General features: G+C 67.5%; 14 protein-coding genes. 6 read left to right on the top strand and 8 right to left on the bottom strand.

Annotation, left to right across the window (positions count from 1 at the left end):
- Window positions 1-20: 20 nt before the first annotated feature.
- On the bottom strand, window positions 21-527 hold the full coding sequence (locus AC0GNO_RS08130; protein ID WP_472887538.1) for a hydrolase: 507 nt from the start codon (window positions 525-527) through the stop codon (window positions 21-23).
- 157 nt (window positions 528-684) lie between these two features.
- A complete protein-coding gene (locus AC0GNO_RS08125; RefSeq protein ID WP_472903645.1) occupies window positions 685-2208 on the bottom strand; it encodes an AMP-binding protein in 1524 nt (507 codons plus the stop codon).
- Window positions 2209-2325: 117 nt separating this feature from the next.
- Between AC0GNO_RS08125 and AC0GNO_RS08120 the strand changes: the two genes are divergently transcribed.
- Entirely contained in the window at window positions 2326-3903 is a 1578-nt protein-coding gene (locus AC0GNO_RS08120) for a bifunctional aminoglycoside phosphotransferase/ATP-binding protein (protein ID WP_472903644.1), read from the top strand.
- Between the two features lie 14 nt (window positions 3904-3917).
- Here the strand turns inward: AC0GNO_RS08120 and AC0GNO_RS08115 are convergent, their stop codons facing one another.
- Window positions 3918-5228, bottom strand: coding sequence for a hypothetical protein (locus AC0GNO_RS08115; RefSeq protein WP_472903643.1), 1311 nt, complete (start codon window positions 5226-5228; stop codon window positions 3918-3920).
- A 202-nt stretch (window positions 5229-5430) separates the two neighbouring features.
- On the opposite strand from AC0GNO_RS08115, the gene AC0GNO_RS08110 reads away from it, so the two are divergent.
- Window positions 5431-6588, top strand: coding sequence for an alpha-hydroxy acid oxidase (locus AC0GNO_RS08110; RefSeq protein ID WP_472903642.1), 1158 nt, complete (start codon window positions 5431-5433; stop codon window positions 6586-6588).
- 125 nt (window positions 6589-6713) lie between these two features.
- On the opposite strand, the gene AC0GNO_RS08105 is transcribed toward AC0GNO_RS08110, so the two are convergent.
- Window positions 6714-7718, bottom strand: coding sequence for a BLUF domain-containing protein (locus AC0GNO_RS08105; protein ID WP_472903641.1), 1005 nt, complete (start codon window positions 7716-7718; stop codon window positions 6714-6716).
- 119 nt (window positions 7719-7837) lie between these two features.
- On the opposite strand from AC0GNO_RS08105, the gene AC0GNO_RS08100 reads away from it, so the two are divergent.
- Together AC0GNO_RS08100 and AC0GNO_RS08095 are read left to right on the top strand one after the other, a co-directional pair.
- Complete coding sequence (locus AC0GNO_RS08100) at window positions 7838-8356, top strand: anti-sigma factor domain-containing protein (protein ID WP_472887544.1); 519 nt, start codon at window positions 7838-7840, stop codon at window positions 8354-8356.
- A gap of 29 nt (window positions 8357-8385) precedes the next feature.
- Window positions 8386-8610 carry a DUF3079 domain-containing protein gene (locus tag AC0GNO_RS08095; protein ID WP_472903640.1) on the top strand — a complete coding sequence of 75 codons (225 nt, stop codon included), beginning with the start codon at window positions 8386-8388 and terminating at the stop codon, window positions 8608-8610.
- Window positions 8611-8628: 18 nt separating this feature from the next.
- On the opposite strand, the gene AC0GNO_RS08090 is transcribed toward AC0GNO_RS08095, so the two are convergent.
- Window positions 8629-9351: an SIMPL domain-containing protein gene (locus tag AC0GNO_RS08090; protein WP_472903639.1), complete on the bottom strand. Its 723-nt coding sequence runs from the start codon at window positions 9349-9351 to the stop codon at window positions 8629-8631.
- An 83-nt stretch (window positions 9352-9434) separates the two neighbouring features.
- Between AC0GNO_RS08090 and AC0GNO_RS08085 the strand changes: the two genes are divergently transcribed.
- Complete coding sequence (locus AC0GNO_RS08085; RefSeq protein WP_472903638.1) at window positions 9435-10748, top strand: Y-family DNA polymerase; 1314 nt, start codon at window positions 9435-9437, stop codon at window positions 10746-10748.
- Window positions 10708-11550, top strand: a complete 843-nt coding sequence (locus AC0GNO_RS08080; RefSeq protein WP_472903637.1) for an enoyl-CoA hydratase-related protein — start codon at window positions 10708-10710, stop codon at window positions 11548-11550. The genes AC0GNO_RS08085 and AC0GNO_RS08080 overlap by 41 nt, the downstream gene beginning before the upstream one ends.
- A gap of 25 nt (window positions 11551-11575) precedes the next feature.
- Here the strand turns inward: AC0GNO_RS08080 and AC0GNO_RS08075 are convergent, their stop codons facing one another.
- From AC0GNO_RS08075 to AC0GNO_RS08065, 3 genes are all read right to left on the bottom strand, one after another.
- Entirely contained in the window at window positions 11576-12166 is a 591-nt protein-coding gene (locus tag AC0GNO_RS08075; protein WP_305361921.1) for a CBS domain-containing protein, read from the bottom strand.
- A gap of 165 nt (window positions 12167-12331) precedes the next feature.
- On the bottom strand, window positions 12332-13549 hold the full coding sequence (locus AC0GNO_RS08070; protein ID WP_472887548.1) for a 6-phosphofructokinase: 1218 nt from the start codon (window positions 13547-13549) through the stop codon (window positions 12332-12334).
- Window positions 13550-13612: 63 nt separating this feature from the next.
- Window positions 13613-14128: a TspO/MBR family protein gene (locus AC0GNO_RS08065; RefSeq protein WP_472903636.1), complete on the bottom strand. Its 516-nt coding sequence runs from the start codon at window positions 14126-14128 to the stop codon at window positions 13613-13615.
- Window positions 14129-14144 lie beyond the last annotated feature (16 nt).

Raw genomic sequence — 14144 nt, 5'->3', positions numbered from 1 at the left:
GCCCCCCGCAAGCCGATCCGTCAGACCTCGGCGACACCCACCACGTAGTTCTTCCCATAGGCCTTCGCGCATTTCGGGCAGGTGGTGTAGAAAAACCAGATCGATTTCGGCTCGCTGCCGCGGGCGCGAGCCAGCTCTGCCATGGCCTCGTGCCAGTGGCGGGCCTCTTGGTAGGGGCCTTCAAAGACCTTGGTGACGAAGTCGCCCGAGAGCGTGGTCATCTCTTCTTCCGGTACCGCCTTTGGCACCGCGAACAAATGCTCTCCGGCGAAAGATGATGTGTCGCGCGAGAGCACGATGGTGTCCGACCCGTCAATGGCGCCGGCGTCTTCCATGTGTTTCTGCACGCGCGAGAAAACCCTGCCCATGTCAATGGGCACGTGCATCAGGCTGTGCGTCTTGGCACGCACGAACGGTTTGTCACGAAAGTGGAGCTCCTGCGCATCCCAACCGTCGGGGTTGAACTTGAAGCAGCAGCCGGTTGTGTTGACCGACATGTCGTAGTGAGGGAGTGCGTTGGTCTGCATGATTGATCCTCCTGTTTGAAAAGCCTGATGTCTTTCAATCAAGGCAAGCGGGTCGGTGGCACCGGCCCGGCGCGTGGCGCACGCACCGCCCTCCTTATATGCCGCAAGAAGCCAGCACGATTGAGCTTCATCAATGGACCCGCGCTCGCTTGCCGATCTACAGCCGCTCCCGCAACTCCGTCTTCAACACCTTCCCGTAGTTGTTCTTCGGCAGCGCATCCACGATCTGATAGCGCTTGGGCCGCTTGAAGCGGGCGATCTGGTCCAGGCAGAAGGTGTCGAGCGCCTTGGCATCCAGCGCAGCGCCCGACAACGGCACCACGAAGGCCACCACAATTTCGCCCCACTCGGGGTCGGGCGCGCCGACCACGGCCACTTCGGCCACGCCGGGCGCGGTGAGCAGCACCTCCTCCACCTCGCGCGGGTAGATATTGCTGCCGCCGCTGATGATGAGGTCCTTGCTGCGGTCCTTGAGGGTGAGGAAGCCGTCGATATCGAGCGCGCCCATGTCGCCGGTCCAGAGCCAGCCGTCGCGCACGGCAGCGGCGGTGGCTTCGGGGTTGCGCCAGTAGCCGGCCATGACGCTGTCGCCCTGGATCAGCACTTCGCCCACTTCGCCCGGCGGCAGCGGCTCGCCGTCTGGCCCGGCCACTCGGATGCGCACGGGCGTCTGCGCCACGCCCACGGAAGCGATGCGCTCGGCGTAGCGCGGGTGCGCCGTGTCGGCCAGGTGCGCGCGGCTGAGGGCGGTGCCGACCATGGGGCTTTCGCCCTGGCCGTAGATCTGCACGAAGCGCGGGCCCATGACGCGCAGGGCGCGCTGGATGTGTGCCGCGTACATGGGCGCGCCGCCGTAGACGATGGTCTTGAAGCTTTCACCGCACTTCTGGGGCGTGAAGCCCTCCGCCTCGGCCTCGTCGACGATGCGTTTGACGATGGTCGGCGCAGCGAACAGCGAGAGCGGCCCGAGCTGGCGGCCGAGCGCGAACAGCTCGGCCGCGTCGAAGCCGCCCGAGGCGGGCACCACGTGGCGCGCGCCGGCCATGAGGTGCGGGATGGCGTAGAGGCCGGCGCCGTGCGACATGGGCGCGGCGTAGGCGATGGCGTCGCCGGCCGCGATGGCGTCCACGTCGTTGAAGTAGGTCAGCCCCATGGTGAGCAGGTTACGGTGCGTGAGCATCACGCCCTTGGGGCGGCCGGTGGTGCCGCTGGTGTAGAACAGCCAGGCGGTGTCTTCGGCGGCGCGTTCTTCGATGGCGGGCAGGGCTTCGCCCTCTTCCAGCCACGCGGTGCAGGCGGCGGATTCGGCGTCCATCACGCCGTCCAGCCCGGTGAGCGCCGCAGGGTCGGGCGCCACGTCGCTGGTCACGAAGGCCCAGCGCGCGGCCGAGTTCTCCACGATCCACTGCACTTCTTTCAGGTGCAGCTTGGCGTTGACCGGCACCACCACCAGCCCGGCCCACCAGGCGCCGAACATCAGCTCCAGGTAGCGCGGGTGGTTGCGCATGAAGAGCACAACGCGGTCGCCGGGCGCCAGACCGGCAGATATAAGGTGAGCGCCCACTCTCGCGGCGCGATCTGCCCACTGGCCGTGGGTAGCCACGCACCGGGCGCCGCTGAAGATGGCGGGGCGCGCAGGTTCTTGAAGCGCCACGCGTTCGAGCAGGTGGGCGAGGTTCATGGTTGCTGTCTCCGGGCGTCGTTATGGGGGTCGCTGGGAAATCATTTTCACCTCTGAAGCAGCCAGGAAAGAAGGGTGTCAGGCAGCGTCAGGGGGAGCTGGCTTACAGTGGCTCGCATGAACGATGCGCTGCCGCCCTTGATCACCGCCCTGCTGGAGCCGGCGCGGTACGCCGCCGTGCAGCCGCAGCCGGTGGAACGCGTGGAGCTGATGGAAACGCACGGCGCCTGGGTGTTGCTGGCGGGGGATTTCGCCTACAAGATCAAAAAGCCGGTGCGTTTTCCCTTCATGGATTTCAGCACCCTGGCCCTGCGCCGCCAGGCCAGCGAGACCGAGATCCGGGTGAACCGGCGCTTCCAGAACCTGGACCAACCCGCGACGCAGCTCTACCTGGGCGTGTTGCCCATCGTCGGCACGCCCGAGGCGCCGCGCTGGGGCGAGCCCGGCAAGGCCGACGCCGGGCAGGCGATCGAGTTCGCGGTGCAGATGCGCCGCTTCGACGAGGCGGCCCGGCTGGACCACCTGTGCGAGCGCGGCGCGCTGACGCCCGAACACATGAGCGGGCTGGCGCGGCGCATGGCGGCGTTTCAGGCCCGGGCCGCGGTGGCCGGCAACGGTGACCCCTGGGGCCACCCGACCGCGGCCATGCGCTGGCCGCGCGACAACTTCAGCACCCTGCGCACGGCCCTGACCGACCCCGCCGACGCCGCCCTGGTGCGCGAGCTGAGCGACTGGACCGAGCAGCGCTTCAACGCCATCGAACCGCTGCTGTCCCGGCGCCGGCAGAAGGGCCGCGTGCGCGAGGGGCATGGCGATCTGCACCTGGCCAACCTGGTGCTGATCGAGGACGAGGTCCTGCCCTTCGACGCCATCGAGTTCAACGACGGCTTGCGCTGGATCGACGTGGCCAACGACATGGCCTTTGTCTGGATGGACCTGCTGGCCCACGGCCGCCCCGGCCTGGCCAACGTGCTGCTGAGCGCCTGGCTCGATGCGAGTGGCGATGTGTCTTCGCACACCGTGTGGACCTTCTTCGCCAGCTACCGCGCCGGGGTGCGCGCCAAGGTGGCGGCGATACGCCTGGGGCAGCTGGGCGGCGCAGGCGCCTCGCCCGAAGCCGACGCGTGTCTGGCCGAAGCCCGGCGCTACCTCGCGCTGGCGCGCGACATCGCCCACCCACCCGCACCGCAACTGCTCATCACCCACGGCCTCTCTGGCAGCGGCAAGACCTGGGCCTCCAGCCGCTGGCTCGCCGCCGAGACCAGCGGACGCGCGATCCGCCTGCGCTCCGACGTGGAGCGCAAGCGCCTGCACGGCATGAGTGCGCTGGCGGCCAGCGGCTCGGGTCTGAACGCCGGGCTCTACAGCCCGCAGGCCCACGTTGACACCTACGCCTCGCTGCTGTCGCGCGCGCGCATGCTGCTCGCCGACGGCTGGACGGTGCTGGTGGATGCGGCCTTTCTGCGCGCGGCCGAGCGCGCCGATTTCGCGGCGCTGGCGCAGGGCGCGGGCGTGCCGTTTCACATCCTCGCCTGCGAGGCGCCGGTGGACGTGCTGCGCGCGCGCATCACCGAGCGGCAGGCGCGCGGCGCCGATGCGTCGGAAGCCACCGTGGCGGTGCTGGAACAGCAGCTGGGCTGGCTGGAACCGCTGTCGGACGCCGAGCGGGCGCAGGCCCTGCCCGCCGCCAGCTGAAGCGCGCCGCCGGTTCAGCGGCCGAAGATGCCGCGCAGGATGCTGCCGGCCGCGCCGGGCAGACCCGAGGGCTTTTCTGCCTGCTCCTCGGCGGGAGCGCTGTCGCTGCTGCTCTCGCTGCCGCCGGCCATGCCCCCCATGTCCATGCCCAGCATCGCCATGGTCTGGCTCTTGGTGCGCACACGCACCGTCCACTCCGGCTGCCAGGACTTGGGCGCGTTGGCCGGGCGCGCCGGGTGGCTCAGGGTGCTCTCGGGGCCGTAGGCGATCATGCGCAACATGGCGCCGCCCGCCTCGCCCCCCGGGCTCGCAAAGATGCCCTGCGGCACGGCGCACTCGGTGGTGCCCGGCGACAGCAGCACCTTGTCTTTCACCCACTTGGCGCTGGTGCTTTCGGTGAGGTAGTCGAACAGGCCGAGCCCGGCGTCGCCGTTGTCTGCGCTCGACCAGAGCACCATGTCCTGCCCCACCGCGCCCATGGCGTGCAGGTGGTAGGCGTGGGCGCGCGGCACGGTCAGCCAGCTCAGCTGGATGCTCTCCGTGAGTTGCCCCTGGCTCTGCAGGCGGATGGCGGACATGAGGTCCTGCCGCTCGGCCAGCTGGAAGCGCATGGACTCGGGCACGCCTTCGCCGCGCACCTGGTGTTCGCCCACGAGCGAGGTGTCGGCCTTCGGGTTCACGGTGTTCTTCTCGTTGGGGTAGAGCGCGTGCTGCGCACCCACCTTGGCGGCGCGCTCGGGCGCGTGCCGCCCGGCCAGCACCGGCGCCCACTGCGCCGGGTTGCTGGCGAGGTTGATCACTTTCGGCTGACCGGGGCGCACTTTCTCACCACACCCCCAGTACACCAGCAGGCGGCCCTTGACCTCGGGCACCTCGCCGGGCGCGCTGTCACCCGGCTCCTTGAAACTCGGGCTGGGTGGCACCAGCGGCAGCTGCTCGCCCATGCCCATGGTTGGCGGGATCGCGAGCGCAGCCTCGGTGCCGGGTTTGCGCGGGTTGTAGAGCGCGAGGTCGATCACGCGGTTGGGCGGGAAGGCGCCGGTCAGGCTGGGCCCGCTGCCCTGCTGGATGAAACGGCCGCTGGCGTGGCCGTAGGTCTGCGAGCCGCCACCGCCACGACCGCCGCCGAAGAGCCCGCCGATCATGCCGCCGACACCGCCCTGCATCATCTCGGGCATGCCGGTCATGGTGGAGGTGGAGAGGTCAACCCACAACTGCGTGGGCGCCGTCTGCGCCTGCGCCACCACAGGCGCCAGCGCCAGTGTGGCGGCTGCCGCCAGGGGTTGAAGGACTTGAACGGCGTGCTTCGAAAAACGGTGCGTCATGGTGTTCCTCCGGTGCGTGGGCTCCCAGCCAGATCATGATACGCCGGGCACCTGACGCCTCCAAGGCGCTTCGGCGCGGCGACATCCCCCGGTTGGGGCATCAGAAATTTCAACCCCCACTGTCCCGCTTTCACAAGCCATTTCCGGCCCGCCTCGCTAACATCGCCTGCAGCTCACCCAACGACACCCCGGAGACAAACCCATGACCGTGATCACCACCATCGAAGACCTGCGCGTGCTGGCCAAAAAACGCGTACCGCGCATGTTCTACGACTACGCCGATTCCGGCTCCTGGACCGAGAGCACCTACCGCGCCAACAGCGACGATTTCCAGAAGATCAAGCTGCGCCAGCGCGTGGCGGTGAACATGGAGAACCGCACGACCGCCACGACGATGGTGGGCCAGGCCGTGAAGATGCCGGTGTGCATCGCGCCCGTGGGGCTGACGGGCATGCAGAGCGCCGATGGCGAGATCAAGGCGGCCAAGGCCTGCGAAAGGTTCGGCATCCCGTTCACGCTGTCGACCATGAGCATCTGCTCGATCGAAGACGTGGCCGAACACACCACCGCGCCGTTCTGGTTCCAGCTCTACATGATGCGCGACCGCGAGGCCATGGCCCGAATGATCGAACGCTGCAAGGTGGCCAAGTGCAGCGCGCTGGTGCTCACGCTCGATTTGCAGGTGATCGGCCAGCGCCACAAGGATTTGAAAAACAAGATGCGAGCGTCGGTGATCCCGTCGCTGGGCAACGTGCTCAACATCGCGACCAAGCCGCGCTGGGTGCTGGGCATGATGGGCACGCGCCGCCACACCTTCCGCAACCTGGTGGGCCACGTGAAGGGCGTGAGCGACATGAGTTCACTCGCGTCCTGGACCAACGAGCAGTTCGACCCGACGCTGAACTGGCAAGACGTGGCCTGGGTGAAGCAGCAATGGGGCGGCAAGCTGATCCTCAAAGGCATCATGGACGTGGAAGACGCCAAGCTCGCTGTGGCCAGCGGGGCCGATGCCATCGTGGTCAGCAACCACGGCGGCCGCCAGCTCGACGGTGCGCCGAGCAGCATCGAGGCGCTGCCCGCCATCGTGGCCGCGGTGGGTGACCAGATCGAGGTCTGGATGGACGGCGGCATCCGCAGCGGGCAGGACGTGCTCAAGGCCTGGGCGCTGGGCGCACGCGGCACCATGATCGGCCGCGCCATGGTCTACGGCCTGGGTGCCATGGGTGAAGAAGGCGTGTTGAAAGCGCTGGAGATCATCCACAAGGAACTCGACATCACCATGGCCTTCTGCGGCCACACCAACATCCAGAACGTGGACCAGAGCATCCTGCTGCCCGGCACCTACCCCAAGGCCGCTTGAGGGTTTAGCCGGAGCGACGTGCCCAACCCAGAGCGCGGTGGAACCGGCTCCGCCGGGCCACTCGCGCTGCCCCTTGAGGGGCGGAGCGGTTACGCGCAGCGAACAAGCGACGGGGGTGTGCCCATTCACTCCAGCGCGTTCAGCGCTGGCAGCAAGGCCACCCAGTAGTCCCCCAGATCGGGCTTGCCCGTGCGGGTGCGGGCTGCGAGCCAGGCCAGTCCCTGGCGCTCGACCTGTTCCATCAAATCGGTGGTCAGTTCCGCTTGCGTTCCCAGTCCCACGATGGTCGGCAAATGGTGCACCTGGCGGCAGGCCGCGAGCACCCGATCAACGATGCGCTGGTTGGCGGCCGGATCCTGGTCGAGCAGCACCACCACGGCCGTGTAATCGGGCAGGAACGCGTGTGTCATGCCCATGGCCAGCCCCTTGCGGGCATTCGCGATCAGCCGCAGGCCCTGCCGACCGTGTGCCGGCAGGTCGAGGTAGTCGCTCTCCACATCGGGGGCATCGTCGGCAGCGCCAGCGAAGCGGCGCCGCACCAGGGGCTGCCGCTGCACGCTCGCCAGCCAGGTGATCAGGTCGAACGTCCGGGCGCCTCGCGCCGAGAGCAGCATGATCCGGGGGTACTGGCCCAAGGGTGTCGGCATGGCGGCCACGGCCGGCGAGCAAAGCGCCAGCCACACGCTGGCCGGGTCCACCACCTGGCCAGCCTCGAACCGGTCCAGCTGTTCGAACACACGCAGGCCAAAGGCATCGGGCCGTTCGGGCGTCTGCACGATGGAGCCGATCCAGGGGCGGAACAGCCGGGGCCGTCCCACGCTGCGGTGAATCACCTTGATCCCCTGGTGCCGAGGATCCTGCGCCACGCGTTGCAACAGCGCCTGGATCGCGCCCTCGGGCCCCTCCATCCATTCGACGAACCAGCCGCTCATGTACAGCAGCGCCACACGAATGCCCTCCGGCCCGTTGTGTGCCAAGGCGTGGTCGCGGATGCGGCGCATCTCGTCCAGCACCGCCTCCTGCACCAGACACACACTGGCATACACCAGGCGGCCAACGGGCAGCGTGGGCACCTCTGACCCGCTGTCGGGCCAGTCGGTGATGGTTTGGTCGGATTCGTTGATGGACATCGCAGCGAAGTCGTCTGACGTGGGGGTGCGTGGGAGAATGCGCCGTGCCTGAAACTCCCGAAAAGGGGCCGATGGTAATCCCACTTCACCTGAATGGGAAAAAGAAAACCGCTACCGCCATGACATCCATCAACTCCACCGAAATTTCCGACCGCCGCGTCAGCCCCTGGTGGCGCGCACTGGCCATTTTTTTGCTGCTCGTGCTGCTGATCGGCTGGGCTGCCCACAGCAGCCTGATGACGCAGCTGCAGGCGCAGATCCAGCACGCCCAGGCCCGGCTGGTTGAGGTGCCACAGATCCGCCAGGTGGCCTTGTTGCAGGACAACCAGCAGAAACCCGCCATGCTCGCCACCTACAACCCCAAGGACGGTGCCCTGCTGCTGCAGCGGCTCAACGACGTGAAAGAAGGCCGCGAAGACAGCATGCAGGTCTGGGCCATCGCGGGCGATGCCGCGCCGCGCTCGCTGGGTGTGATCGAGAGCAAATACAAGACGCTGCAGATGCCGGTGAAAGAGACCGATCTGCAAGGTGTGACCGAGCTGGCCGTCAGCGCCGAGAGCAAAGGCGGCGTGCCCGCCGGCGCCAGCCCCAGCCTGCCCTGGCTGTTCAAGGGCTGGCTGGTGCAGAAGTCGATCTGAGGTTCCGGGTGCGCCAACCGCCTTCGGTCATGGCCAAACGCTTCCCGGTCAACCCACCCCACCCCGAGCGCAACTGCTGGGGTTGTGACCGCTATTGCGCCACCGACGACCTGCTCTGCGGCAACGGCTCGGAGCGCACGCAGCACCCCATCGAAACCTTTGGCCCGGGCTGGGAAAGCTGGTCAGGCATTCCCGGGGACATGGAAGGCGACACGCCCGCAGCAGAGGCGTCCGAAGCGCGACCCGACGCTTGAAGCGCTGCGGGGGGTGCTCTACCTCAACTCATACTCGAACGTGCTCACCACGCGCAGCCGCTTGCTGCGCGAGCTGCCGTCATCGAAGTCGTTGCCGTCGGTGCCGGTGATGCGGATCGCGCCCTGGTTGGCGTTTTTCAACGGGCCGAGGCTGGCCCCCGCTTCGGCCGCGAACTTGTCGGCCTGCTCGCGCGCGTTGCGTGTGGCTTCGGCGAGCAGCGGCGCCTTGATGTCGTTGAAGCCGCGCAGCTGGTAGCGCGGGCCGCTGGCGCCTTCGCCGTCGCCCCCAAGCTGGATGCCACCCTGGATCAGCGGGTCCACCGCCAGCGCGGCGCTGGCCACATCGGCCACGCGGCTCGTCTTCACCAGCACCTGGCCACTGCCGTTGAAGCGGAAAGGCACGTTGCCCTGCGCGTAGTCGCGCGCCATCAGGTCCTGCACCTGGAGCGGCCGGGCTTCGAGTTCGGCGTCGGTGAATCCGCGCTCCTTCAAAAAGGCCAGCACCTTTTCGCGGTCGGCGGCCAGCGCCTGCTGCACGGTGCCGAACTCGTTGCCAGCGCGGCGGAAGCTCAGCGTCCAGATGGCGAAGTCGCTCTCCACATCCTTTTCGGCCAGGCCCTTGATGGTGACTGAGCGGTCCGACATGCGGAAGCGCTCCAGACCCTGGCTCACCGAAAAACCGGCGACGGCGATGCCCGCGCCCACGAGCAGGGCGGCGATCAGGCGGGACAGTGCGTTCATGTTGGCGCTCCCAGAAAACGGCAGCGCGACGGCGCTGCGCAGATGGACCATCTTAGCCCGCCGCACCGCGCATCCACAGCGCTATGCTTGGCGCCGTGACCGCCCCCACCAACCCACACGCCCCCCTGCCCCGGCGCATCGCGCACCTGGACATGGACGCCTTTTTTGCGTCGGTGGAGCTGCTGCGCTACCCGCAGCTCAAGGGCCTGCCGGTGGTGATCGGCGGCGGGCGGCGGCGCGAGGACGATGTGCTGGCCCGACTGCGCGAGGCCTACCCGGAACGCGACTGGACCGATGGCGACCTCAGCCGCATCCCGGTTGATTTTTTCCCCCGCCTTTCGGGCTACACCGGGCGCGGCGTCATCACCACCGCCACCTACCCCGCGCGCCAGTTCGGCGTGGGCTCGGCCATGGGGCTCATGAAGGCGGCCAGGCTCTGCCCGCAGGCGATCCTGCTGCCGGTGGACTTCGACGAGGTGCGCCGCATCTCGCGCCTGTTCAAGAGCACCATCCTGGAGATCGCGCCGGTGATGGAGGACCGCGGCGTGGACGAGGTCTACATCGACTTCACCCACGTGCCCGGCGGCCAGCGCGAGGGCGGGCGCGTGCTGGCGCGATTGATCCAGAAGAGCATCTTCCAGGCCACCGGCATCACCTGCTCCATCGGCGTGGCGCCGAACAAGCTGATCGCCAAGATGGCGAGCGAATTCAACAAGCCCAACGGCATCAGCATCGTCTGGCCCGACGATCTGGAGGCGAAGATCTGGCCGCTGCCCTGCCGCAAGGTCAACGGCGTGGGCCCCAAGGCCGATGAGAAGCTGCAGGGGTATGGCATCCACACCATCGGCGAACTGGCGGCGCGCGAGCCCGGCTGGCTGATCGAACACTTCGGTAAGAGCTACGGCCACTGGCTGCACGAAGTGAGCTGGGGCCGCGATCAGCGCCCGGTGGTGACCGAGAGCGAGCCGGTGAGCATGAGCCGCGAAACCACCTTCGAGCGCGACCTGCACGCGGTGCGTGACCGCGCCGAGCTGGGCACGGTGTTCACCACGCTGTGCGAGCAGGTCGCCGACGACCTGCAACGCAAGGGTTATGCGGGCAAAACCATCGGCATCAAGCTGCGGTATGACAATTTCCAGAGCGTGACGCGCGACGTGACGATCGATCACTTCACCGACGACGCTGCCACCATCCGCCGCCAGGCGGGCCAGTGTCTCAAGCGTGTGGACCTGAGCCGGCGCATCCGCCTGCTGGGCGTGCGCGTGGGCAAGCTGGTCAAGCCCGGGACAGAAGGCGAAGAGGCCTCGGGCTACAGTGCTTCGCTTCCTTCCAAACCCCACAAAGACAAGGCCTCCAATGACCACACCGACCTGCTTTTCCCTGAGCTTGACGGATAACGTCGCCCACCTGGTGCTCAACCGGCCCGAAGCGATGAACACCATGCACCCCACCTTCTGGCGCGAGCTGGACGAGGTGCTGACCGCCCTCCACACCGAAGGCACGGCGCGCGCGCTGGTGATCAGCAGCACCGGCAAACACTTCAGCGCCGGCATGGCGCTGGAAACCTTCAGTGGCGCCATCACCATGGACGACCAGAGCCCCGAAGGCCGCGCCGCCATCTTCGATCTGCTGACCGACATGCAGGCCACTTTCACCAAGATCGAGAACCTGCGTTTCCCGGTGATCTGCGCCATCCAGGGCGGCTGCATCGGCGGCGCGGTGGACATGGTCACCGCCGCCTGCATCCGCTACGCCACGGCAGACGCGTTTTTCTGCATCCAGGAAATCAACATCGGCATGGTGGCCGACGTGGGCACGCTGCAGCGCCTGCCCAAGCTGATCCCGTTCGCCGTGGTGAAAGAGATGGCCTACACCGGCCGCCGCCTGCCCGCCGCCAAAGCGCTGGCCTACGGGCTGGTGAACGAAGTGTTCGACACGGCCGAGGCCATGCTCGCCGCGGCGCTGTTGTGCGCGAAAGAGATTGCCAGCAAGCCGCCGATCGCTATCTGGGGCACCAAGCAGGCCGTGAACTACGCACGCGACCATTCCGTGGAAGACAGCCTGCGCCAGATGGGCTGGCTGCAGGGCGCGATCTGGAGCAACGCGCATGTGCGCGAGTCCATCGCCGCCATGAAAGAAAAACGCCCGGGCGGCTTCACGCCGCTCTCACCGCTGCAGCCGTTCAAGGCGCTGGGCTGAGCCGGCAACTGTCTGCCAGCGCGCTTCAGGCCGCCAGCGACACCCGGATCTCGGCGAAGTTGCCCGCGAGTTCGATCACATCGATGGGCTTGCCCAGCTGGCGCTCGATCTGCGTTTGAGAAATGACGCCGCGCACCCGCGGTCCCTGGCTGTCGTCCCCCTTCTGCACCACCAGCATGTGGCGTCTGCCCACGTGCTTGAGGGTGGCCACGACTTTGCCGACCGTGGTGTGCGCGAGATCGTCGAGGTCGATCGCATCCAGCTGGCCCAGGGGAGACATCACGTCGGCCACCGTCAGGTCTTCGTAGCGGAGACCGCGCTGGTTGATCACCTGCATCGGGCGTTCACCCTCCAGATCCGTCGAGGTGATGAGTCCGTCCATCCAGGGGATCTCGCTGACCACGAACAGCAGGCGCACACCCTGGTGGATCATGGTCTGGCGCGCCTCGTTCAGCCCCATGTCGGGCGCGATGGTGGCGGCGCGCACATGGGTGAGGTCGGTCATGACCGCTCGACCGGGGGAATTCAGCGTCACGGGCACCCCCATGTGGGGCTGAGCCTGGGCGATGCAGGTGCCTTCGGGGAAACGGAAGGTGGGCAGGATGGCAGGGTTCACGGATCGCTCGCTTTCTGACAAAGGTCACAGAGGGCAGGACGTGCACCGTGCACCGGCAGCGCCGGAAGTGCGACGGCGAAGCTGCAGGCTATCAGCCCCCGCAGCGGATCACAAGAGATCAATCCCCAATCGGCGCGACAGCGGGACCCCGACCCCCTGCCCCGTTCAGCCCCTGTGCAGCACCTTGGCCACCGGGTTGTTGCGCAGGCGGTAGGCGTCGGGCATGTCGGAGCCCAGCAGCGGGCGCAGGTACAGGCGGAAAGCGTCGGTCACGTCGGTGCCGCTGGCGGTGATGAACTCGTCTTCCATGGTGCGCGTCTTGCCGGCCACCGCGTCCAGCGGCAGCAGCTCGTAGTCGGCCGAATAGAAGCCGGTGCGCTTGATCGCCACCGAACCGTCCACGCTGCCCCACATCGCGAACTGCACCGCCTTCTCGCCCACCTCGCGCGCCTCGCGCTGGTCCACGTCGGAAACACAACCGATGAAGCTGCGCTGCAGGTAGCCAAAGGTGTCGCCGCGCACGCGCTTGATGCCCAGCTTGTTCTTGATCTCTTCGCACAGCAGATCGGCCAATGCACCGGTGCCCGAGAGCTGCACATTGCCGTGTGCGTCCTTCTCGATGTCCTTGGCCAGCTGGGTGATGATGGGCTGGCCCGACGCGTCGTGAATACCTTCACTCACCGCGATCACGCAGCGGCCGTGGCGCTGATACATGGCCTTCACGTCGGCCAGGAACTTCGGAATCTCGAACACGCGCTCGGGCACGTAGATCAGGTGCGGGCCGTCGTCCGGAAACTTCTTGCCCAGCGCCGATGCGGCGGTGAGAAAGCCCGCGTGCCGGCCCATCACCACGCCCACGTACACGCCGGGCAGTGAAGCGTTGTCGAGGTTGGCGCCGGCAAAAGCCTGCGCCACGAAACGCGCCGCCGACGGGAAGCCGGGCGTGTGGTCGTTGCCCACCAGGTCGTTGTCGATCGTCTTCGGGATGTGGATGGACCGCAGCGGGTAGTTGGCCTTGCGCGCCTCTTCGCTCACGATGCGCACCGTGTCCGACGAGTCGTTGCCGCCGATGTAGAAAAAGTGCTCGATTTCGTGTGCCTTGAGAACCTTGAAGATTTCCTGGCAGTACTTCAGGTCGGGCTTGTCGCGCGTGGAGCCCAGCGCCGAAGCCGGCGTGCGCGCCACGGCTTCGAGGTTGTGGCTGGTCTCCTGCGTGAGGTCCACGAAGTTTTCGTCCACGATGCCGCGCACGCCGTGTCGCGCGCCGTAGACCAGCTTCACGTTCTGGAAGCGCCGCGCCTCCAGCGCCACGCCCACGAGGGACTGATTGATGACGGCAGTCGGGCCGCCGCCCTGGGCGACGAGGATTTTTCCGGATGACATGGATGCTCCTTGGGTGGTGAATAAGGAATCGGGGTCGCTGAAGACAGAGCGGAAGCAGGGGGTTCAACCCAGGATCGCCGGATTCGCCTGCCACAGCACCCAGTTGAGGTACGAGGCAAACGCTACCCAGACAAGATAGGGCAGCAGCAGGGCGCCGGCCAGCGGCCGGATGCGCCAGAACGCGGCGCAGGTGAGCGCGATCAGCACCCAGAACACCAGCACTTCTGCGAACGCCCAGCCGCCCTTTTGCCAGGCGAAGAAGAGCCAGCTCCACAAGGCGTTGGCGGCGAGCTGCACGACGAACAGGCCGAGTGCCCAGCGCCGTGCGGCGGGCTCTGCCGGCGCGCGCCAGACCAGCCAGGCGGCGATGGCCATCATGGTGAACAGGGTCGCCCACACCGGGCCGAACAGCCAGCCGGGCGGTGCCCAGGCCGGTTGCACCAGCCCGCTGTAGAACGATTTGGCGTTGGTCGACGCGACCGCGCCCGCAGCGGCGGTGGCAAAACACAGGGCCATCCAGCCAGCCAAACCGATCAGTTGCCGGGTGCGGGTGCGCGAAGGGTGCTGGATCGTTGTCATGTGCAGGGGCTCGGTT

Source organism: Hydrogenophaga sp. L310, from assembly GCF_055703065.1.
Note: the sequence above shows the minus strand (reverse complement) of the source record. Positions and strands in the feature narration are given on the sequence as shown.